23 protein-coding genes and 2 tRNA genes are annotated in these 21,263 nt (G+C 67.3%); 6 read left to right on the top strand and 19 right to left on the bottom strand.

Translation table 11 applies throughout. From position 1 onward, the window contains the following. Positions 1-9 precede the first annotated feature (9 nt). Genes ACSQ1W_RS08595 through ACSQ1W_RS08680 form a run of 18 tightly spaced genes read right to left on the bottom strand, consistent with a single transcriptional unit; the run spans position 10 to position 16,321 of the window. A complete protein-coding gene (locus ACSQ1W_RS08595; protein ID WP_436042895.1) occupies positions 10-1,245 on the bottom strand; it encodes a beta-ketoacyl-ACP synthase in 1,236 nt (411 codons plus the stop codon). After that, positions 1,242-1,976: a 3-oxoacyl-ACP reductase FabG gene (gene fabG, locus ACSQ1W_RS08600; RefSeq protein ID WP_436042897.1), complete on the bottom strand. Its 735-nt coding sequence runs from the start codon at positions 1,974-1,976 to the stop codon at positions 1,242-1,244. The genes ACSQ1W_RS08595 and fabG overlap by 4 nt, the downstream gene beginning before the upstream one ends. Further along, positions 1,973-2,428, bottom strand: a complete 456-nt coding sequence (locus ACSQ1W_RS08605; protein WP_436042898.1) for an ApeP family dehydratase — start codon at positions 2,426-2,428, stop codon at positions 1,973-1,975. The genes fabG and ACSQ1W_RS08605 overlap by 4 nt, the downstream gene beginning before the upstream one ends. Further along, positions 2,428-3,618, bottom strand: a complete 1,191-nt coding sequence (locus tag ACSQ1W_RS08610) for a beta-ketoacyl-ACP synthase (protein WP_436042900.1) — start codon at positions 3,616-3,618, stop codon at positions 2,428-2,430. The genes ACSQ1W_RS08605 and ACSQ1W_RS08610 overlap by 1 nt, the downstream gene beginning before the upstream one ends. After that, positions 3,615-4,163, bottom strand: a complete 549-nt coding sequence (locus ACSQ1W_RS08615) for a DUF3261 domain-containing protein (RefSeq protein WP_436042902.1) — start codon at positions 4,161-4,163, stop codon at positions 3,615-3,617. Before ACSQ1W_RS08615 ends, ACSQ1W_RS08610 begins: the two co-directional genes overlap by 4 nt. Continuing rightward, positions 4,151-5,383 carry an NAD(P)/FAD-dependent oxidoreductase gene (locus ACSQ1W_RS08620; protein ID WP_436042904.1) on the bottom strand — a complete coding sequence of 411 codons (1,233 nt, stop codon included), beginning with the start codon at positions 5,381-5,383 and terminating at the stop codon, positions 4,151-4,153. The genes ACSQ1W_RS08615 and ACSQ1W_RS08620 overlap by 13 nt, the downstream gene beginning before the upstream one ends. Beyond that, positions 5,380-7,746, bottom strand: coding sequence for an MMPL family transporter (locus tag ACSQ1W_RS08625; protein ID WP_436042906.1), 2,367 nt, complete (start codon positions 7,744-7,746; stop codon positions 5,380-5,382). Before ACSQ1W_RS08625 ends, ACSQ1W_RS08620 begins: the two co-directional genes overlap by 4 nt. Further along, a complete protein-coding gene (locus ACSQ1W_RS08630) occupies positions 7,739-8,362 on the bottom strand; it encodes a LolA family protein (protein ID WP_436042908.1) in 624 nt (207 codons plus the stop codon). The genes ACSQ1W_RS08625 and ACSQ1W_RS08630 overlap by 8 nt, the downstream gene beginning before the upstream one ends. Beyond that, positions 8,359-8,790 carry an acyl-CoA thioesterase gene (locus ACSQ1W_RS08635; protein ID WP_192268043.1) on the bottom strand — a complete coding sequence of 144 codons (432 nt, stop codon included), beginning with the start codon at positions 8,788-8,790 and terminating at the stop codon, positions 8,359-8,361. The genes ACSQ1W_RS08630 and ACSQ1W_RS08635 overlap by 4 nt, the downstream gene beginning before the upstream one ends. Continuing rightward, positions 8,780-10,333 carry an HAL/PAL/TAL family ammonia-lyase gene (locus ACSQ1W_RS08640; RefSeq protein WP_436042910.1) on the bottom strand — a complete coding sequence of 518 codons (1,554 nt, stop codon included), beginning with the start codon at positions 10,331-10,333 and terminating at the stop codon, positions 8,780-8,782. Before ACSQ1W_RS08640 ends, ACSQ1W_RS08635 begins: the two co-directional genes overlap by 11 nt. Next, positions 10,314-11,258, bottom strand: coding sequence for an LpxL/LpxP family acyltransferase (locus ACSQ1W_RS08645; protein ID WP_436042911.1), 945 nt, complete (start codon positions 11,256-11,258; stop codon positions 10,314-10,316). The genes ACSQ1W_RS08640 and ACSQ1W_RS08645 overlap by 20 nt, the downstream gene beginning before the upstream one ends. Beyond that, positions 11,255-12,034, bottom strand: coding sequence for a glycosyltransferase family 2 protein (locus tag ACSQ1W_RS08650; protein WP_436042913.1), 780 nt, complete (start codon positions 12,032-12,034; stop codon positions 11,255-11,257). Before ACSQ1W_RS08650 ends, ACSQ1W_RS08645 begins: the two co-directional genes overlap by 4 nt. Continuing rightward, the gene (locus tag ACSQ1W_RS08655) at positions 12,024-13,709 is read right to left on the bottom strand and encodes an AMP-binding protein (RefSeq protein WP_436042914.1); all 1,686 of its coding nucleotides are present in this window, start codon (positions 13,707-13,709) and stop codon (positions 12,024-12,026) included. Before ACSQ1W_RS08655 ends, ACSQ1W_RS08650 begins: the two co-directional genes overlap by 11 nt. After that, on the bottom strand, positions 13,702-14,253 hold the full coding sequence (locus ACSQ1W_RS08660) for a hypothetical protein (protein ID WP_192268035.1): 552 nt from the start codon (positions 14,251-14,253) through the stop codon (positions 13,702-13,704). Before ACSQ1W_RS08660 ends, ACSQ1W_RS08655 begins: the two co-directional genes overlap by 8 nt. Before the next feature lie 16 nt (positions 14,254-14,269). Continuing rightward, entirely contained in the window at positions 14,270-14,524 is a 255-nt protein-coding gene (locus tag ACSQ1W_RS08665; protein ID WP_192268033.1) for an acyl carrier protein, read from the bottom strand. Positions 14,525-14,548: 24 nt separating this feature from the next. Next, positions 14,549-14,809 (bottom strand): phosphopantetheine-binding protein, encoded by a 261-nt coding sequence (locus ACSQ1W_RS08670; protein WP_162337822.1) that lies wholly within the window; start codon positions 14,807-14,809, stop codon positions 14,549-14,551. Next, positions 14,776-15,591: a lysophospholipid acyltransferase family protein gene (locus tag ACSQ1W_RS08675; RefSeq protein WP_436042916.1), complete on the bottom strand. Its 816-nt coding sequence runs from the start codon at positions 15,589-15,591 to the stop codon at positions 14,776-14,778. Before ACSQ1W_RS08675 ends, ACSQ1W_RS08670 begins: the two co-directional genes overlap by 34 nt. Then, the gene (locus ACSQ1W_RS08680; protein WP_192268029.1) at positions 15,584-16,321 is read right to left on the bottom strand and encodes a beta-ketoacyl synthase chain length factor; all 738 of its coding nucleotides are present in this window, start codon (positions 16,319-16,321) and stop codon (positions 15,584-15,586) included. The genes ACSQ1W_RS08675 and ACSQ1W_RS08680 overlap by 8 nt, the downstream gene beginning before the upstream one ends. A 139-nt stretch (positions 16,322-16,460) precedes the next feature. Between ACSQ1W_RS08680 and ACSQ1W_RS08685 the strand changes: the two genes are divergently transcribed. The 5 genes from ACSQ1W_RS08685 (at position 16,461) to radC (ending at position 19,997) form a co-directional block, all read left to right on the top strand. Beyond that, positions 16,461-16,536 (top strand) — tRNA-Ala (locus ACSQ1W_RS08685). 51 nt (positions 16,537-16,587) lie between these two features. Then, positions 16,588-16,663 (top strand) — tRNA-Glu (locus tag ACSQ1W_RS08690). 212 nt (positions 16,664-16,875) lie between these two features. Beyond that, the gene (locus tag ACSQ1W_RS08695; protein ID WP_001062689.1) at positions 16,876-18,075 is read left to right on the top strand and encodes a tyrosine-type recombinase/integrase; all 1,200 of its coding nucleotides are present in this window, start codon (positions 16,876-16,878) and stop codon (positions 18,073-18,075) included. Further along, on the top strand, positions 18,072-19,136 hold the full coding sequence (locus tag ACSQ1W_RS08700; protein WP_003092331.1) for a PDDEXK nuclease domain-containing protein: 1,065 nt from the start codon (positions 18,072-18,074) through the stop codon (positions 19,134-19,136). The genes ACSQ1W_RS08695 and ACSQ1W_RS08700 overlap by 4 nt, the downstream gene beginning before the upstream one ends. 351 nt (positions 19,137-19,487) lie before the next feature. Beyond that, complete coding sequence (radC, locus tag ACSQ1W_RS08705) at positions 19,488-19,997, top strand: RadC family protein (RefSeq protein WP_003092330.1); 510 nt, start codon at positions 19,488-19,490, stop codon at positions 19,995-19,997. A gap of 66 nt (positions 19,998-20,063) precedes the next feature. Here radC and ACSQ1W_RS08710 read toward each other — a convergent pair whose 3' ends face one another. Then, complete coding sequence (locus tag ACSQ1W_RS08710) at positions 20,064-20,219, bottom strand: hypothetical protein (RefSeq protein ID WP_436042920.1); 156 nt, start codon at positions 20,217-20,219, stop codon at positions 20,064-20,066. A 27-nt stretch (positions 20,220-20,246) separates the two neighbouring features. On the opposite strand from ACSQ1W_RS08710, the gene ACSQ1W_RS08715 reads away from it, so the two are divergent. Continuing rightward, positions 20,247-21,263 carry an IS30-like element IS1394 family transposase gene (locus tag ACSQ1W_RS08715; RefSeq protein ID WP_032728035.1) on the top strand — a complete coding sequence of 339 codons (1,017 nt, stop codon included), beginning with the start codon at positions 20,247-20,249 and terminating at the stop codon, positions 21,261-21,263.

Raw genomic sequence — 21,263 nt, forward strand, 5'->3', positions numbered from 1 at the left:
CCCGCTCGCTTACCAGCGCTTGAAGATCAGCGACGTATTGATGCCGCCGAAAGCGAAATTGTTGTTCATCACGTAATCGGTCTGCAGTTCGCGGCCCTCGCCGGTGATGTAGTCGAGGTCGGCGCAACGCGGGTCGCGCGCTTCCAGGTTCAGCGTGGGGGCGAACCATCCCTCGCGCATCATCTGCAGCGTGATCCACGACTCGTAGGCGCCGCAGGCACCGAGCGTGTGGCCGACGTAGCTCTTCAGCGAACTGATCGGCATGCGACTGCCGAACACGGACGCGGTCGCCGCGGTCTCGGCGATGTCGCCATGGTCGGTGGCCGTGCCGTGCGCGTTGACGTAACCGATGGCGTCCGGCGACAGGCCGGCATCGTCCAGCGCCAGCCGCATGGCCTGCGCCATCGTGTCGGCGCTGGGCTGGGTGACGTGCTGGCCATCGCTGTTGGTGCCGTAGCCGACGATCTCGGCCAGGATCGTCGCACCGCGCGCCTGCGCGTGTTCGAGGTCTTCCAGGATCAGCGTGCAGGCGCCCTCGCCCAACACCAGGCCGTCGCGGTTCGCGTCGAACGGGCGCGGCGTCAGTTCCGGTTCGTGGTTGCGCACACTGGTGGCGAACAGGGTGTCGAACACCGCCGCCGCTGTCGCATCGAGCTGCTCGGCACCACCGGCGATCATCGCGACCTGCTTGCCGCTGCGCACGGCCTCGTACGCGCAGCCGACACCCTGGCTGCCGGACGTGCAGGCGCTGGAGGTCGTATACACGCGCCCGGTCAAGCCGAAGAACACGCCGATGTTCACCGGCGCGGTGTGGCTCATCATCTTCAGGTAGGTGGTCGCGTTGATGCCTTCGGTGGTGTACTCGTTGAGCATCCGGCCGAAATCGCCGACCGCCTCATGGCTGCCCGCGGACGAGCCGTACGACACGCCCACCCTGCCGCTTTTCAGCACCGGGTCGCCCAGCAGGCCGGCCTCTTCCAGCGCCAGTTCGGTAGCGCGCACGGACATCAGCGCCACGCGCCCCATGCTGCGCGTGGTCTTGCGGTTGTAGTGCGCTGGCAACTCGAAGGGTTCGGCCGGCGCCGCCAGGCGGGTGTTCAGCCCTTCGTACTTCGCCCAGTCGTCCATGTGGCGCACGGCGTTGCGGCATTCGCGCAGGCGCAGGTGCACGCTGGGCCAGTCGTGGCCGAGCGGACTGATGGCGCCGGCACCGGTGACCACCACGCGTCGATCGTTGCGACTCATCCGACCAGTCCTCCGTTGACCGAGATCACCTGGCGCGTGACGTAAGAAGCCTGCGGCGACATCAGGAACGACACCACGGCGGCGACCTCCTCCGGCTTGCCCACACGCTTCATCGGGATCATTTTCAATGCCTCGTCGACGACCTCGCCGCTGACCATCTCGGTATCGATCAGGCCGGGTGCCACACAGTTCACCGTGATCTCGCGGCTGGCCAGTTCCAGCGCCAGTGCCTTGGTCGCGCCGATGATGCCGGCCTTGGCCGCGCTGTAGTTCACCTGGCCACGATTGCCCACCAGGCCCGACACCGACGACAGCGTGACGATGCGGCCGGGCTTGCGCCGCCGCACCATCGGCATGACCAGCGGATTGAGGATGTTGTAGAAGCCGTCGAGGTTGGTGCGCAGCACGTCGTCCCAATCCTCCGCGCTCATCGCCGGGAAGGCGGTGTCGCGCGCGATGCCGGCGTTGCAGACGACGCCGTGATAGGTGCCGTGTTCGCCGATGTCCGCCTCAAGCACCTGCGCAGCGGCAGCGCGGTCGGCCACATCGAAGGCGAGCACGCGCGCAGCGCGGCCCAACCCGCGGATCTGGCCGGCGACGGCCTCCGCTTCGTCCACCCGGCTGCGGCAATGCACGACGACATCGAAGCCGTCCTGCGCCAACCGCAGCGCGATCGCCCGCCCGATGCCCCGGCTCCCCCCGGTGACCAGGACCGTATTCTCTGCACTCATTCCTGCGTACTCTCCAGATAAGCCATCGCGTCCGGTGGTTCGAACACCGACACGTTGGCGGTCGCCAGTTCCTCGCCCTCCCCCAGGATGCGGCAGCGGAACATGCCCAGCCCATTGTCGCCCAGCAATTCGCGGATCGCCTCCACCCGCAGCACGATCCCGGCCGGGAACCACGAGGTGCGGCTCTCGTAGCGGCGGGTGCCCAGCAGGAATCCGATGGACGGCTCACGTCCCGCGGCCCGCGCATGGCAGCCGGCCCAGGCCGCGATGGTCTGCGCCATGTATTCCACGCCCACCCAGGCAGGCACGCCTTCTGCGTGGCTGAACGGACCTTCTTCGGGCACGCGCAGTTCGACGGCCACGGTGTCCTCGTCCCAGTCGACCAGCCGGTCGACCAGGCGCATCGTTCCGCGATGTGGCACCACGCGTTCGATGTCGTACAGCTCGCGCATCATTCCCCTCCGAACACCAGCACGGCATTGCTGCCGCCGAATGCGAACGACTGACTCAACACGTGGCGCAGCGGCCCCTTCGCACGGTCGCCCGGCGCAACGAAGGCCAGCGGCGGCAGCGCGGGATCCGCCGCCCCGTCCCACCAGTGCGGCGGCAGGCGGTACGCGGGATTGTCGGTCATCGCCAGCCAGCACAGGCCCGCTTCGACCGCACCGGCCGCGCCCAGCGTGTGGCCGGTCAATGGCTTGGTGGAACTGACCGGTACGCCGCTCCCCAGCGCCGCCGTTACGGCCCGGCTTTCCATCGCGTCGTTCTGCGGCGTGGCTGTGCCATGCAGGTTCACGTAGTCGATCTGCGCCGGCGACAGCTTCGCCCGCGCCAGCGCCTGCCCGATCGCCTCGATGGCGCCGATGCCCTGCGGCTCGGGCGCCGAGATGTGGTGGGCATCCGCGGTTTCCCCCCATCCCGCCAACCGCACCGGTCCCGGCGCGCGCGTCATCAGGAACAGCGCCGCGCCCTCGCCGATGTTGATGCCGTGGCGATGCGTGGAGAACGGATTGCAGCGCTCGGCCGAGACCGATTCCAGCGCCATGAACCCGCGCACGGTGAATTCGCACAGCGAGTCGGCGCCACCCGTGATAACCGCATCGACCAGGCCTGCACGCAGCAGGCGGGCGGCAGACGCCATCGCCTTCGCGCTGGAGGAACAGGCGGTGGAGATCGTCCAGGCCGGGCCGCGGGCGCCGGACTCGGCGGCAAGGAAGCGCGACGGCGCGCCGATTTCCTGCTGCACATAGTGGAAGCCTGCGGGCCACTGGCGGTGCTGCTGCCAGTGCGCCATCGCCTGCTCGGCTTCACCGATGCCCGAGGTGCTGGTGCCGACCACGATGGCCACGCGCGCAGGGCCATATCGTTCGATGGCCTGCTGCACGGAGTCCTGGATCTGCATGTAGGCCGCGCGCAGCAGCGCATTGTTGCGGCCACGAAGCTGCACGGGGTGGTGGTCGAGCGAGGGCAGCGTATCGACTACCTTGCCCAGTGCCAGCGCATGTCCGGGCACGAGCGTGTCGTCGACGGCGACGCCAGCCGGCGCATCGGCACGGAAGAGCGCCGTGCGCACCGAGGCGACGTCCGTGCCGAGCGCACAGACGATGCCCAGGTGGTTCAGGAAGACCGGGGCGTCGCTCACGGCTCGTGGACTCCGCCAGCCACCGATTCGATCGTCAGCTCGTAGCCATCCGCCTCATTGCGGACGCGCACGGTGGTGGCATCCACCTGTTCGCGCTGCAGCCAGGTCCGGCCATCCTTGCGCAGCTCGCGGGTGCCATCGCGTTCGGCCAGCTCCCATCCTGCAGGCAGCGCCGCACGGATGGCTTCTGCCGGCCACAGGCTGAACTGCACGTCATCGAGCACGCGTTCGCCTCGCACCGCGGCCGGCAGCCATGCAGCGCGCTGCTCGACCAGGTCTTTGCCATCCCATTGCAGGCGCACGCCGGTCCGTCCCATGGCCTGCACGGCGAGGCGCACTTCGCCAGCGTCCACTTCGAGCAGTGCATCCAGCTCGCGTACGTGCGCGCCGAAGCGGAACACCAGGTGCTGCTGCGCCGCCAGTTCGTGACCTAGCGACGCCGGCGCCAGCCTCAGCGCAGGCAGGGTGAAGGCAGATGGCGGCGGGCGCGTCGCGCACGCTGCCAGTACCAGGCCCATCAACAGGAGGGCGATCAGCCGGTGCACAGCTGCTCCAGCACCTGCAGCCGCCGCTGCGTATCGGCCACGTAGGGATTCTTCTTGTCCCACGCATAGCCGGCAAGGATCGAACAGATCATGCGGCGGATGTCGGGCTGCGGGTCCGGGTGGAAGATGATCTTCTGGAAGCCGCCGGCGTACCACGATTCCACGAAACGGCGGAACGTCTGCACGCCGCCACGCAGCGGCACCGAATAGTCGGCTTCCCAGTCCACGGTTTCGCCGGCGTAGTGCCGGCGCAGGCATTCGCTCGCCAACTGCGCCGACTTGAACGCGATGGTCACGCCCGACGAGAACACCGGATCGAGGAACTCGCCCGCGTTGCCGAGCAACGCATAACCCGGTCCCCACAGCGACGACACGTTGGCCGAGTACCCGGTGATCTGCCGCACCGGCAGCACCGCCCATTCCGCGTTCTTCAGCAGGCGCGTGAGGTTGGGGTCCTCGCCGACGATGGCCTGCAGGCGCTCGAGATCGGTGCCCTGGTAGCGGTTGAGGAAGTCCATTTCCGCCACGACGCCCAGCGAGCAGCAGCCGTTGGAGAACGGGATGGTCCAGTACCACACGTCGACATGCTCGGGATGCGTGGTAATCAGGATCTTGTTGCGGTCGAAACCGGCGTCGTGCGGGATGTGGTCGCGCACATGGGTGAAGATGGCGCCGCGCACCGGGAAGTTCGACGGCGACTCCAGCTTCAGCAGGCGCGGCAGCAGGCGCCCGAAGCCGCTGGCATCGAGCATGAAGTCCGCTTCAATCACGTACTCCTCGCCTTCGGGCGAACGCACGGTGACGCGTGGCGTCTCGCCCGGCTCGGCGGACAGCACCTCATGGCGGTAACGTACTTCCGCGCCCATGCGCTCGGCGCCCTTCGCCAGCACATGGTCGAAGTCGGCGCGTTGCACCTGATAGGTGGTACCCCAGCCCGGCGAGAACTTGTCGCGGAAATCGAACTCGGTGGTGCGCTCGCCGCGCACGAACGCCGCACCGTTCTTGTACTGGAAGCCGGCCTGCACCACGTCCTGCAGCAGACCCGCCGCTTCGATGTACTCCATGCTCTGCGGCAGCAGGCTCTCGCCGATGGAGAAGCGTGGGAACTGCTCGCGCTCGACGATCAGGACCTTGCGTCCTTGTTGCCGCAGCATCGCCGCGGCCACGGAACCGGCCGGGCCGGCGCCGATGATCAGGATGTCAGTGCGTTCCGTTTTCATGCAACCGTGTTTCCATGCGAGGAGGAGTCATCCGGCGGCGGCCGGAACAGGGGCGACAGCAGCCAGACCAGGCCGATGCCGAACAGCAGGGTCAGACCGAACGCGCGCAACGCCGGCGTGGCCGACAGGCCCAGCAGACCGAACGAGAGCCAGGTGCTCGCCGCGCCGACGCAGACCGCCAGCCACGCGCTGGCATCGCCACGGTGCTCGACCAGGAAGATCCCGTAGTCGATGCCCATGCCGAGCAGCAGCATCAGCGCCAGCACGTTGAACAGTTGCAGCGGCTGGCCCAGCCAGCCCAGCAGCGCCACCGTCAGCACGCCCGCCAGCAAGGTCGGCGTGATCACGCGCCACGCCTGGCCGCGATAGCGGAGCGCCAGCACGGCGAACACGACGACGACACCGGCCAGCAGCAGCCAGGACATCATGTGGCGGTAGTGCGTGAGCAGGCGTGAAATATCCGCGGTGCGGTCTACCCAGCGCACGCCCTCCAGGCCTTCCGCCTGCGCCGCGAACGTGGCCAGTGCATCCGTCCGCGACAGGTCGTTGACCATCACCACCGACGCCACGCCCTGCCCCACCTGTCCCAGCCAGAGATGGCGGACGGGAAGCGCGGCGGGCGATGCGAGGAAGGCGTCGATGCCCAACGCCGACGGCGCTAGCTCACCGCGTGCGAGCGCCTCGCCGGTCGCCCTCGAGAGGCGCGCCAGCACGTCCTGCTCGACGCGCGCGGTCAACGCCGCGTCCTCATCCTGCCGGCGCTGCGAGGGCAGCCAGTCGCTCAGGGCACGGTGTCCGCCCACCTTGCCCTGGGCTTCGGCCTGGCGAAGGCGCGCGACGAGCTGTTCTTCGCGCTGCAGCACCTGCTCGGCATCGCGTCCCTGCACGAGGAAGAACTGCGCGGGGCTGGGCATGCCCAGCAAGCGGCCGACGTCGCGCTGCTGGGCGATCAGTTCCGGCGGCGACGACTGCAGGCCCCGCAGGTCGTCATTGCCCTGTACCCGCAACAGGCCGGGCACGGCGACGATCAGCACGACGACCGCCAGCACGATGCCGGCGCGTCGGCTGCCCAGGCGCGGCCAGCGCGCCAGCGTGCCGCCCAGCCAGCGCGAGAAGCCGGTGGTGCGGACCTGTCCGCCATCGAGCCAGGGGAAGAAGAAGATCACCGTCAAGAAGGCGGCCGTCAGGCCGACCACCGAGAACAGCGCCATCTGCCGCAGGCCGGGGAACGGCGCGAGGCCGAGTGCCAGATAGGCCATGGCGCTGGTCAGCAACGCCAGCCACAGGCCCGGCAACAGGTACCTAAGGAGCGACCAGCGGCGCTCGCTGGCCACGCCCTGGCGCGACGCGAACCAGTGGATGCCGTAGTCCTCCGCCACGCCGACCAGGCTGGCACCGAAGATCAGCGTGAGCAGATGGACCTTGCCGAACACCAGCACCGTCACCGTCAGCGCGACCGCGCAGCCCACCAGCAGCGACATCGCCACCAGCAGCAGCGGGCGCAGGGAGCGGAACGCCAGCCAGACCAGCAGCAGCACCGCGGCCAGCGATCCCCAGCCGATGGTGTTGACCTCGCGGTTCGCCTGGACGGCGGCGGATTCGGCGTGCAGCGGCACGCCAGCCTTCAGCACGCGAAGATCCGGGGTGGAGGCCATCGCGGCAGCCGTCGCGCCATCCAGCACATCCTGCAGATGGCGTTCGCCATCCAGCCGGAACGCCGATCCTTTCAGGGTGAACTGCATCACCGCCCAATAGCGGTCCTCGGCCTGCAGAAGGCCATCGCCATCCAGCGCCATGCCGGAGGCCGCGGCCTGCGCCTGCCACCATTGCGGCCACAGCCCCAGCGGATCACTGCGCCACTCGGTCAGGCGTGGCGCGCCCATCGGCCCGTACAGCGCCACCAAAGCGGACTCGGCGAGCGCATCCGCCGGGGTCTGCGCGAGCGCCTCCCGCTGGGCGGGCGTCAGCAAGCGATCGCGATACGGCGCGAGCGTATCGCGCGCCTGCGCGAACCAGTCCTCCGGCGAGCCCCCGGCCACGAGCAGCGCTTGTGCCGCGGGTTGCGCGAGAGCGGCGTCGAATGCCTGGCGCGCTTTCAGCGCGGCGTCCGAGTCCTTCGCTCCCAGCATGACCACGACGTCACGCGAACTGTTCTCGGCGATGCGGCGCGTGGCGTCGGCTACCGTTGGATCGCCCGCTTCCTGCGGCAGCAATGCCAGCACGTCGCTATCGATGCGCGGCGATTGCCAGAACCCCCACTGGTGCCACGCCACGGCGGCCAGCACCAGCAGCCACGCGAGCGCCAGCCACCGCCAGCCACGCAGCGGGTGGCCCGGCGTTACGGGAAGTGCGGAGTCACTCAAACCGGGCCGCCTCGTCGCGCGACAGCGTGGCGGGCGTTTCGCTCATACCGCTGAAGCGCAGGCGGGTGAGGTCGCCATTGGGTTCGCGCAGTTCCACTTCGCGGACATAGCGGTCGCCGGACAGCCGTACCGAGGTGAACGCCTGCGCCAGTTGCCGCGAGCGCGGTACCAGCGTCATCTTCCAGCCCGTGGCGGCCGGCTCTTCCTTCACCTCGAAGGTCGAGGTCAGCGCCTTCATGTCGCCGCTCATCAACGCGAACATCATCGCGTTGACGCTGCGCAGCCCCGGCTGCTGTCTGCCATCCACTTCCACCCGGCGGCTGCCGTCGCGCTGGCGACTGAGGATGCGGTCCTGGGTGATGACGATCTCCGACGGGAACGGCGCGGTGGTGGTCCACAGCACGCCTTTCTCGCGCGCCAGCAGGAAGCGGCCGCTCGAGCGCAACGGGTTCTTGAACCCGGCGACCTGCTTCTCCTGCGCGAACTCGCCGCGCAGCATCGGCACCTGAGCCACCTGGGCGCGCACCTGCGCCAGCGGATCGGCCGCGCGCGCGGAAGGAACAAGGCCGCTGGCCAGTGCAAAGGCGAGCAGCAGTACGACGCGATGCCTCTTCATGGTGCCTGGACTCCCAACCGTTCCCACAACACGGGCGGGCACTGATAGCGCATCTCGCCTGAAGCGGCGTCGACCGCCACCTGGATCGTATGCGCACGCGTCAGCACGTCGCCGCTCGCCGCGTCGCGGATTTCGTAGTCCATCTTCAACCGGTTTTCCCATTCGCTGATGCGCGCGGTCACGATCAGCGGCTGTGCGTACAGCAGCGGCCGGATGTACTTCACGCGGGTGTCGACGATCGGCCACAGGTAGCCGGACGCCTGCATCTGCGGGTAGTCGTAGTCGAACCGCTGCAGCAGCGCGCAGCGGGCGATCTCCAGGTACTTGAAGTAGTGCCCGTGCCAGACCACCTGCATGGCATCGCAATCATGGAAGGCCGGCGCGAGCCGGACTTCGATCGCCAGGTCCTCGCGCGCATCAGCCGGCATAGACGTCCCAGCGCCCATCACGGATGTCGACCAGCAGCTGGCGCAGCTCGCCATCGAGCGCGCGATCCTCTTCGACCAGCGCGATGCGGTGCTGCAGGTCGGCGTACATCGCCGCCGGCCCTTCGCCCAGCGTCGACTGGAGGCCCACGCGTTCGCGCAGCGCCAGCGCCTGGCGGGCGGCGATCAGCATGCCGGCGACCACCTGCTCGGTCAGTTCGATCACGCGCAGGCAATCGCGTGCGGCGATGGTGCCCATGCTGACCTTGTCCTGGTTGTGGCATTCGGTGGAGCGCGAGAACACAGAGGCCGGCATCGTCAGCTTCAACGCCTCGGCGGTCCAGGCCGACACGCTGATCTGCAGCGCCTTCAGGCCGTGATTGATGGCGGCGCGGGGTCCTGTGGCGCCGGACAGGTTGGCCGGCAGACCATGGTTGTAGCGCGCGTCGACGATCAGCGCGAGCTGGCGGTCCAGCAGATCGGCGACGTTGGCCACCGTGTTCTTCAGCGAGTCCATCGCAAAGGCGATGTGTCCCCCGTAGAAGTGGCCGCCGTGCAGGATCTGCTCCCGATCCGGATCGATCAGCGGATTGTCGTTGGCGCTGTTGAGTTCGGTTTCGATCAACTGGCGCAGGAACGGCAACGCGTCTTCCAGCACGCCGATCACGTGCGGCGCGCAGCGCAACGAATAGCGATCCTGCAGGCGCTGCTCGTTCCGTGGCGGACGGTCGCTGTGCAGGTCCTCGCGCAAGCGCTGCGCGACGCGCGACTGCCCGGGATGCGGCTTGGCCGCGAACAGCACGGCGTCAAAATGGTGGGCATTGCCGTCGCTGGCCAGCACGTTGAACGCGGTCAACCGCGTCGCCAGCCGCGACAGGTACTCGGCGCGATGGAACGCCAGACACGCCAGCGCGGTCATGACGGCGGTGCCGTTCATGATCGCCAGGCCCTCCTTGGGACGCAGCGTCAGCGGCGTCATGCCGATCTCGGCCAGCGCATCGCGCGCATCGCGACGCTTGCCGTTGTGCATGACCTCGCGTTCGCCGCACAGCACGGCTGCCACGTACGACAGTGGCGTCAGGTCGCCGCTGGCGCCGACCGACCCTTCGGCGGGAATCAGCGGCAGCACGTCGTGGCACAATAGCGTCTCGAGCCCCTGCAACAACGGCAGACTGACACCGGACATGCCGCGTACCAGCGACGCCAGCCGCGCGGCGAGCACCGCACGGGTTTCGGTTTCGTCGAGGAAGCGGCCGAGTCCGCAGCCGTGGTAGGTGTACAGGTGGTGCGGCAGTTCCGCGACCAGGGCGGGCGGGATGTTCACCGTGCACGAGTCGCCGTAGCCGGTGGTGACGCCATAGATGACGCCCTCCTCTTCCAGAAGGCGGCTGAGGAAGTCTGCGCCGCGCGCGATCCGCGCCCGGAAGACGGTGTCCGTGGACAGCACGGCATGGGTCTTCCGCTGTGCCAGCGCCACCACGTCCTCGATACGCAGCGGTGCGTCGCCGAACACCGGCGCCACGGATTCATTCAGTGCGGAGGTCATGCGGTACCTGATCCCAGAAGGGGTAAAAGTTGAACCAGTCGTACGGGGACAGGCGGACCTGCCGCTCCATCCATGTCGAGAACTGCGCAGCGTAGCCGGCCAGGGCCGCATCGCGCGAGCCGCGCGGCAGCGTGATCCGGTCGGCGAAGGCCTCCAGGCGCACGCTGTAGCCGTCGCCCTCGTGCGTGCACGCCATGGTGAACACCGGGCACCGCAACGCCGAGCCCAGCACGTAGGCCCCGATGGGAAACGGCGCGTCGTGTCCCAGGAACGGGACCATGACGCTGCGGCCGCCACGCAGGGGCACGCGGTCGCCAGCGATGGCGATGAACTCCCCGCGCGCCACGCGTTCGGCCAGCTTCACCGCATCGGCCGGCCCCAGGTCGGTGACCTGCAACAGCTCGACGCGACTACCCGCATCGAGGCGACGGATCAGCCGGTTGAAGCGCTCGGCATGGGCGGTATGCACCAGTGCGGTCAGGCGGAAACCGGGCACCTGGTCGGCCATGACCTGGCACAGCTCCAGGCATCCGAGGTGCGCAGTGACGATCAGTCCGCCCTCGCCCGTTTTCACCCGTGCCAAGACGTCCTGCCTCAGCATCCGCACCTTGTCGACGGGATAGCGCTGGCCCAGCGCCAGGATCTTGTCCAGCATCGTCTCGGCGAACATCGCGAAGTGATGCAGGCTCTGCCGCGCGCCGGGTCGCGGCGACGGCACGCCCAGGTGGTTGTGCGCACGCCGCAGGTATTGAAGCGATGCGCGTCGCGCCGTGCCGTTGAGCAGCCAGTGGACGAACACCACCGGATACACGCACACACGGAACGGCCAGCGGCCCAGCCAGCGGTGCACCGCGCAGAGCAACAGGATGCCGCGCACCGAGGTGGATTCGCCGATGTCGGCCCAGTGTTCGCTGCGACCGCTCATGCCGCGACTACCCGGGCACGACGCACCAGCAGGCGCGGCAACCGGCGCAACATGCCGAAGAACAGGCGCGTGTGCATGCGGCTGATGCGCACGTTGTCGCGCCACACGTCGAAGTGGGACACGCCGTCGAGCGGGTAGGTCACCCGCGTCGGCAGGTTACGTACCGCGATGTTCCGCCAGAACAGCCTCACCAGCACTTCCACGTCGAAATCCATGCGGCGGCCGATGGTCTCCTCGTCGATCAGCCGCAGTACCGGCGGCAGCGGATAGACGCGGAAGCCGCACATCGAATCCCGGATACCGAACGACAAGGTGTTGATCCACACCCAGACATGGGTGAGATAGCGCCCGTAGAGCCGTCCCTTCGGCACGCTCGCGTCGTACAGCGGCACGCCGCAGACGACATCGTCCGAGTGCGCCTGCGCATCGGCGAGGAAACGCGGGATGTCGGCCGGGTCGTGCTGGCCGTCCGCATCGATCTGCAGGACATGCGAGTGCCCGCGGATGCCCGCGTCGCGAAAACCGGCCAGTACCGCCCCGCCCTTGCCTTGGTTGACGGGCAGCCGCAGCAATCTCACCTGCGGCGCATGCAGCGCCGCCAGCCGGTCGAGTTCACGTGCGCAGGCCTCGCCCGAGCCGTCGTCCACCAGCAGGCACGGCGTCCCGGTCGCCAGCACGCCCTCCACCATCGTGGCGATCGCATGCTCGTGGTCGAACACCGGGATCACCACCAACGGGTGGAAACCGGCCGACATCGGCGCAGGGTCATTCGCCATCGGCAAACACCACGCGACCGCTCGCATGCGCCCCATGCACGGAGGTGTAGCGGAACACCAGCGTGCCCCGCTCCGCCTGCCATTCGAGATCCAGCCGGATCAGGTCGCCGGGACGCGCGACCCGCTGGAATTTCAGGGCCTCCATGCGCAGGAACCGCGACGGCACGTCGAAAGCTTCGCTCGCCAGTTGCACGGCCCAGTCGAGCTGCGCCACGCCCGGCAGGATCGCTGCCTGGCTGAAATGGCCGTCGAACACCGCCAGCGACGCATCCAGCGACAACTCCACCTGCGCCCGGTTCGCTTCCCGCAAGGTCCAGTGCGCGTCCGGGCGTTCGGGACGGAACAGCGCGGCCAACGCCGCCTCGGTCACCTTGCCCTGCGCGTTGACGGGCAGCGCGATGGTGAAACGCCAGCGACGCGGTCGCGTCACCGCATCCTGGGTAGCCGCGAGATGCCGCGACAACGACTGCGAGAGGGCACGGCGCGCCGTGGCATCGTCCGGCACGGGGACGCCGTCGGCCATCGCGACGACCGCCGCGAGGGCATTGCGCGCGCCGCCCAGCAGCAGCACGCGTGCCTCCCTCACCGCGGGATGCGTCTGGATCTGGCGTTCGAGCGCGTCGAGCGACACGCGCCGCTCCTCCACCTTCACGATACGGTCGGCCCGGCCCAGCAGGCGGAAGCCGCCGGCACCGTCGGGCTCCGCACGATCCTGGCTGCGCCACCACGCATCGCCGGACAGGTGGGACGAATGCACTTCGAGCACGCCGTCCTGCACGCGCCAGTCGACACCGGGCAGCGGGCACCAGACCGGCACTTCCGTCTCCCAGCGACGCCAGGCGATGCCGCCGGTTTCACTGCTGCCGAGGATCTCGGTGGGTGGCACGCCGAGCAGGCGGGCAACCTCGTGCGCCGCCTCGGCGGGCAACGCACCGCCCGAGGAGAACACGGCACGCAATTTCCCGTGCAGCGATGCCCACGGCAGCTGCGCCGGCAAGCGCTTCAGATGCGCGGGACTGGCGACCAGTACCGCGTCCTGCCCTTCCATCGCCGCCAACAGGTCTTCGGGAAAGAACGCCCGCGACACGATGGCGCGTCCGGCCGCCAACGGCCACAGCACGCGGAACAGCAACCCGTAGATGTGCTGGTGCGAGACCGTACCGTGCACGGCCACGCCGTCCAGCGACCGGCCGAGCGCCGCCTCCAGCGCATGCACCTCGGCGTCGAGCTGACGCAGCCGCTTCTCGATGGCGACCGGCTCACCGGTGCTGCCCGAGGTGAACACGACCAGACGCGTGGCGTCCGCATCGAGCGCTCCCACGACGGCATCGCTATCCGGCGCGTGATCCGGCGTCGGCATATCGCTCTCGATCCAGTCGCCGACGAAACCGTCCACCCGCGTCCGCAGGCGCGACTGGGTGCCGGTCAGCGCATCGCCGGGCAGCACCACGGTCTTGCCGGCGTGCCATGCGCCGTACAGCGCTGCGGCGAAACGCGCGGCGTCCTCGAAATGGAGCGCCCAGATGTCGCCGGCACGCGCGCGGAAACTCGCCTGCCAGTGCAGCACGTCACGATGGAAGTCTGCATGGTCCGCGGACACGGCGCCTGCAGCGAGGAACGCGCGTCCCGGCATGGGCCGCACGGCGACGTCGGCGAGCGCGCGCCACTCAGCCATGCCGGTACCCCGCCTTCACGCGCTGCCGCACCAGCCATTCGGCCCCGAACAGCAGGCCGATGAGCGCGTATGCAATCAGGCCGTTGTACAGCGCCCAGGCGCGGTCCGACATCCACAACGCCGTGACCAGCGCGAGCGCGCCATTGAAGACGAAGAACCCGCACCACACCTGGGTGACGCGGCGCGTATAGGCCACGCCAGCGGGCGGCAGATCGGGCTCGGTCAGCCGCGCGATGCGTTCGACGGCCGAAGGCGGGAACGCCAGGCTGGTCGCGAACACCACCAGCATCACGGCGTTGATCAGCGCCGGGTACAGCTTCAGCGGCAGCGCCTCATTGAAGGCCGTGGCCAGTGCCGCCAGCATCGCGGCGCCGGCCGCAGCGACCAGCCAGATCGCCTGCCGGGTCGCGATGGCACGAAGCACGGCGAGGACCAGCAGCAGCACCGCCAGCCAACGCGGCTCGAAGCGGCCCATCGCCCAGTACACCACCAGGGGATACGCCACCGACAACGCCACGAAGATGGCCGCGCCTATCCGGGACACGGGAACGCGCCTACGCTCAGGCAGCTTGGTCGCGAATCAGGCCGTACAGCACGTCCACGATGTCCTGCACCGTGCGCACCGACTTGAAAGCCTCGGGCTGCAGGCTGCGCCCAAGCAAGGGCTTGAGCTGCACGATCAGGTCCACCGCATCGATGCTGTCGATGTCGAGGTCGTCGTAGAGCCGAGCCTCCGGCGTGATGCGCGCGGGCTCGATCTCGAAGCTGTCATGCAGGATCGTGACGATCCGGTCGAAAAGTTCGTTTTTGGTCATCTTGCCAGTCCTGCCCGTCCCTGCTCAGGCCTTGCCCTGCGAGGCGACGAAATCCGCCAGGGCACGCACGCTGGCGAAATGCCGGCGGGTTTCCTGCGAGTCTGCGGAGAGTGCGACGCCGTAGCGCTTCTGCAGCGCCAGCCCGAGTTCCAGGGCGTCGATCGAGTCCAGCCCGAGACCTTCGACGAACAGCGGCGCGCCGGTGTCGATGTCGTCGGGCGTGATGTCTTCCAGCGACAGCGACGAAATGATCAATTCCTTGATCTCGTGCTCAAGTGCCTGCACGCGATGGATCTCCCGCAAAGTAGTTGGCCAGATGTTCCGTGAGCCGCCGGGCTGCCAGCGCCTCTCCCCCCGCCGATGGATCCGCCCCCGCCACTCCGTTCAGGAATGGGGCGATCGGCAGGTCTTCCTGAACATCGATCACCATATGGAATCGCACCGGCGGCACACGATACCACTTCTCCCCTTTCCCAAGCGTCAGCGGCGAGCAGGATATCCGCACGGGCGTGATGTCCAGCGCCCCGCACGGCGATGTTCGCGGCGCCCCGCTGCAGCTTCAACGGTTGCCCCGGGGTGGTCCGCGTGCCCTCGGGGAAGATCACCAGCGCACCGCCGGCCCGCACGGCGGCGATGCAGTCCTCGACCAGGCCGGCGCCGTCGTCGTTGGCCACGTAGCCTGCCGCCCGCACAGGCCCGCGCATGAACGGATTGCGGGCCACCGCGGACTTCACCACGCAGTCGGCGTTGGGCAGCAGGGACACCAGCAGGACCACGTCGATCAGGGTGGGATGGTTCGCCAGCACCAGCAAGCCATCGCGGGCCAACCGTTCCCGCCCCCGGATCTCGTACGTCATCACGCCCATGCGACGCATGAACTCGACATGGGCGGCGAAACTGCGCTGAACGATGCGACGCGACCAACGCCGGCGCCGTTCCGGGTCGCGCACCAGCCACAGCATCGGCGGCAGGACACATACCCCGAGGAGCAAACCGCCCACCCCGAACGCGAGGAAGCTCAGGCCGGTGCCCGCTACACGCCACGCATGATCGAGGCGGTCACGCATCGCGTCGCCACTGCCACACCGAACCGTCGCAATGCCAGCGCAGCGATGCGTCCCCCGCCAGGAGGAAACGCAGTACGTCCAGGCCATGCGGCAGCGTGGAGGCCAGCGGGCTCCCGCCACCGTCGTCGCCCTCCCATTCCAGCGTCAAGGTCGGAGCGGAAACATCGCGGCCACCGATCCGCCAGCACCACGCGAAGCCGGCATCGGGCTCGTCCGCGAAACCGGCATAGACCGGGGGCAACGGGGCGTCATACACCACGAGCATGACCTCGGGCGCGCCATCGGCCAGCAGTGCCGCCGCTTCGACGCAGGCGGCCTCCACCGTCGCCATGCCGCCGGCCAGTGCGAGATAGTTGCCTCGCTCGCGCCGCAGGATCGAGTACAGCGCCGCGATCGCGTTGTGCACCGACAGGCCGAAGGTGGTGGGCGATGGCGGTTGCGCCGTCGCGAGGGCTTCCAGCAGTTCCATCGAACGCGCCACATCGCCGTGGCGCGAGGCGAACACCAGCGGCAGGCCACTGTCCTCCGCCTGCTGGCACCAGAACGCGGTCTGGATCGCCATGCGTCCGAGCCGCTCGATGCGTCGCCGCTGCATGGCCGGCACCTCGGCCAGCGCCGGCGTGGCATCGCCCGTCGGCAGCCACGGCGCAGCGGCCCACGCGCGCCATGCGTCGCGATCCACCAGTCCCGGCGCCCACGCCGACCACTCCCTCACTGAAAAGCCGATCATTCGCAGCGCAATGCCTTGCCGATTCCGATCAGCCTATTTCAACCCGCCTGCCCCGACGTTCGCCAGTCGTGAAATTTTTCGTAACGGATGCTTGCGCATCGGAAAGAGGCTGGCTATTATTCCGCTCCTGCCAGCACGTGGGGCCATAGCTCAGCTGGGAGAGCGCCTGCATGGCATGCAGGAGGTCGGCGGTTCGATCCCGCCTGGCTCCACCAATTTCCGGACAATAGGCCGTCCGGAAAGAAAATCTGGCAACACTTTCGTGCGTCCCCATCGTCTAGAGGCCTAGGACATTACCCTTTCACGGTAGCGACCGGGGTTCGAATCCCCGTGGGGACGCCAATCTCTTCAAGGCCCGGGAAACCGGGCCTTTTTTTGTTTCACGATGACTCCAGCCCGGTAGTTCGCTGGACTGCGACGTAGCCCGATACAGCAGGTTTATCAATAGCTTACGCGCTTCCATCATATGCCGGTGCTTTCTGAAACTTGACCCGGTTCTCCCTCGCGCCGCTCCTATCTGGCTCCTGGAATCCGGGTCGTTCCAAGGAGTCATCATGGCAAAGATCAAGCTCACCAAGACCGCCGTAGAGTCGGCGCAACCCCAGGCGAAGGACATCGAACTACGGGATACCGTCGTGCCCGGCTTCCTTTGCAAGATTACCTCGACGGGACGCCGGGTGTTCATGCTCCAGTACCGCACGAACTCTGGCCAGCCCCGCAAGCCCTCGCTGGGACTCTACGGGGAGCTAACCGTCGAACAGGCGCGGGTCAAAGCGCAGGACTGGCTGGCCGAGGTTCGCCGGGGTGGTGATCCCGGCGGTGCCAAGGCCGAGGCGCGCAAGGCGCCCACGATGGCCGAGTTGTGCAAAAAGTTCATGGAGGACTACTCCAAGAAGCGCAACAAGGTCAGCACGCAGGACGGCTACCAGGGCGTCATCGACCGCAACATCATCCCGCTGCTGGGCCGCAAGAAGGTGCATGACGTGAAGCGGCCCGACATTGCGGGGCTCATGGAAAAGCTGGCCTACAAGCCGACCGAGGCCAACAAGACCTTCGGCGTGCTGCGCAAGATGTTCAACTTGGCCGAAGTCTGGGGCTTCCGCCCGGACGGCACGAATCCGTGCCGCCACGTCCCGATGTACCCGCCGGGCAAGGAAACCCGGCTCATCGTGGACGAGGAAATGGTGCGGATCTTCCGCCAGTTGGAGAAACTGGAGGCGGAGGGGCTGGAGAACTACGTCATCCCGTTGGCGATCCGGCTGCAATTCGAGTTTGCGGCGCGGCGCTCCGAAATCTGCCCGCTCGAATGGAGCTGGCTGGACTTCGAGAACCGGCGCGTGGTGTGGCCCGACAGCAAGGTTGGCGGCATTTCCAAGCCCATGAGCGAGGAAGCCTATCGGCTGCTTTCGACGGCGCCGCGTCTGGAAGGCTGCCCTTACGTCCTGCCGTCGCCGAACGACCCGGCCAAGCACCTGACCTTTGGCGAGCACTATGGCGGCTGGTGCCGGACGCTCAAGGCCGCCAGCGTGCCGCACGTAGGCACGCACGGCATCCGTCATCGCTCGACCACCGACATTGCCAATTCCGGTGTGCCGACCAAAGTGGGAATGAAGCTGACGGGCCACAAGACCGTGGCGATGTTCATGCACTACGTCCACACCGAGGACAAGCCGGTGCGCGAGGCGGCCGAGCTGGTGGCCAGCCGCCGCCAAGCCATCACGGGCGCGCGGCAGCTTGCGGAGGCGGTGGCATGAACGGGCGCCGGCCATCAGCAGCATCGCTCGCAGCGCCCGCGGCGCTGCTGGGCGACATTCGGGCACTGATCGAGGCGGCGCGCTTGCGCGCCGCCTCGACGGTGAATAGCGAGCTTACGATGCTCTACTGGCGCATCGGCCAACGCATCCACACGCAGGTCTTGGACAGGCGCCGGGGCGCCTACGGCAAGGAAGTTCTGCCCACCTTGGCTGCGCAGTTGGTGGAGGAGTACGGCAGCAGCTTTGCAGAGCAGAACTTGCGCCGCATGGTGCAGTTCGCCGCCACCTTCCCCGACGAGCGAATTCTCGTATCACTGATACGAGAATTGAGCTGGACGCACTTCATCGCCCTGATGCCGCTGAAAGACCCGCTCCAGCGGGACTACTACGCACAGATGGCCAGCACCCAACGCTGGAGCGTGCGGACGCTGCGCGAGCGTATCGACTCGATGCTGTACGAGCGCACGGCGCTTTCCCAAAAGCCGGAAGAAACCATAGCGCAGGAGTTGGCGACCCTGCGCGATGCGCAGCGCATGTCGCCGGCCCTGGTCATGCGCGACCCGTACATCCTCGACTTCCTGGGCCTGCGGGACACTTGGCAGGAAGGCGACTTGGAAGCGGCGATCATCCGTGAAATGGAGTCCTTCCTGCTGGAGCTGGGCGCGGGCTTCTCATTCGTCGCCCGGCAGAAGCGCATTCCGATCGACGACGAGGATTTCCACCTTGACCTTCTGTTCTACAACCGCAAGCTGCGGCGGCTGGTTGCGGTGGAGTTGAAGGTAGGTGACTTCAAGGCGGCCTACAAAGGGCAGATGGAGCTTTACCTTCGGTGGCTAGACAAGCACGAACGGGAGCCGGAGGAAGCCTCGCCGCTCGGGATCATCCTTTGCACCGGCAAGAAGCGCGAGCAGATCGAATTGCTGGAGCTGGACAAGTCCGGCATCCACGTTGCCGAGTATCTGACCGCCTTGCCGCCGAGGGGCGTGCTGGTGGAGCGGCTGCAACAGGCAACGCAACGGGCGCAGTTGCAAATCGAGCAGCGCAAGACGGACAACGAGTAGTCCTGTCCCAAGCAGTCGGGCGTCCCGGCGTGCCGCCGTCGCGCTGTCGTGCTGCGCATCGAGCTTCGCTGCGCGAGTCTCGCCCCTGTCGGGCTTCCATCACTGACGCCTCCGTCCCGGCTCGTTGATCCGGGCCTGCGCGCTCCGCTTGCCAAAAATCGACTCTGTGCAGTGGGCGGGTGTGGGCGGTCTTGCTGTTCCCTTCACCGTATCACGGCGTTCTCGCCGTCAAGGGCGGCGCGCGCCATGCGCGCTTGCGTCCTGGCGGCCGTCTGCGACCCCTGACTGCTTGCGCTGCGCCGTGCTGCCGCCGGTTCCGGGCAATTCCGCCCGAGCAACCGGAGCACGATCATGTCGCAACTGTCCTTTCCCTCGTTCGATTCCTGTCTGCTGGTGCGCGACGCGCACGGGCGCTATCTACCGGCATCGGCCGACGACATTCTGGAAGCTGCGCGCCAGGTCATTGACCGGAAAATGCGGCGCGGAGCAGAGTTCACTTCGCCGGCGGCGGTCAAGGAATACTTGCGTACAAAGTTGGCCAGCTTCGAGCATGAGGTGTTCGTAGTGCTGTTCATGGATACGCGCCATCGTCTGATCGAATACAGGGAGATGTTCCACGGCACTATTGACGGTGCGTCGGTGTATCCGCGCGAAGTGGTCAAGGAGGCGCTGCGGCTCAATGCGGCGGCGGTCGTCGTTTCGCACAACCATCCGAGCGGAAACCCCGAGCCGAGCGCGGCTGACCGGGCGCTGACCCAGCGGCTCAAGGAAGCGTTGGGTCTGGTGGACGTGCGCGTGCTCGATCACATCATCGTTGCGGGCAACGAAACGGCATCGTTCGCCGAGCATGGGCTGATCTAGCCCAAGGGGCTTCGGCCCCTTTTTGCTGCGCCTGGTGGCATAGCTATGGCCCTCGCGGCCTGATGCTCAGGCCGTCGCAACCTGAATCATCTCGTCGTAATGTTTCTTGTCCACCTCTTCCAGCCACTGGAAGATGTTCCCGATGACGCTGTGGCTTTCGCCTGCCAAGTTTTCTGCGGATTCCTCTGTTATCTCGGCGGCCGCAAAAACTGAGTGCAACACCCGACCATTTCGGTAAGGTGTTGCCCCATGTCCTATCACGAACTCAGCGCCACAGAGCGCGTCACGATCCAGATCGGCCTGTGCAATGGCTTCAGCCAGCGCAGGCTTGCCCGGCTGATGAACCGCAGCCCCTCGACGGTCAGCCGTGAGATCCGGCGCAACCGGAATGCTCAAGGCGAGTACGTTGCAGACGATGCCCAGCGCTTGATGCATACACGCCGCGTGGTCTGTCGACCCGCAAAACGGCTGGTGCCCGGCAACGAGTTGTTCGAGCTGGTCGCCCACCTGCTGCGACAGCGCTTTTCTCCCGAGCAGATTGCCGGCAAGCTGCGAACCATGAAATCCCCAAGCTTCGAAGACGCCTACGTCTGCCGCGAGACAATCTACAACGCGATCTATGCCCTGCCGGTCGGCGAGCTGCGCAAGGAGCTGATCATCTGTCTGCGGCAGGGCAAGACTACCCGCCGGCCGCGCTCCGGCGGGGTGGATCGACGTGGCCAGATCCCCGACATGGTCAGCATCCACGTACGCCCACCGGAGATCGAAGACCGCCTGATGCCCGGTCACTGGGAGGGCGATCTGATCAAGGGCAAGGCCAACGCCTCGGCGGTAGCCACCCTGGTCGAGCGCACCAGCGGCTACCTGATCCTGGCGAAGATGAACGATGCGACGGCGACCTCGGCGGTGGAGGGCTTCAGCGCGGCGCTGAACCGCATGCCGCTGGCTGTACGCAAGAGCATGACCTACGACCAGGGGCGAGAGATGGCGCGGCACGCGGAAATCACCCAGAAGACCGGTGTGGCGATCTACTTCTGCGACCCACACAGCCCCTGGCAGCGCGGCAGCAACGAGAACATCAACGGCCTGATCCGCCAGTACCTGCCCAAGGGCACGGACTTGTCGGTGTACAGCCAGGAGCAGTTGGATGCCATTGCCTACGAACTGAACATCCGACCGCGCAAGCGCTTCAATTGGAAATGCCCGATTGAGGTCATGACAGAAGTAGTGGCGTTGCAGCATGATGCACCTGCTTCAATCCAGTAA

The organism is Pseudoxanthomonas sp. LjRoot143, from assembly GCF_964252945.1.
GTDB lineage: Bacteria > Pseudomonadota > Gammaproteobacteria > Xanthomonadales > Xanthomonadaceae > Pseudoxanthomonas_A.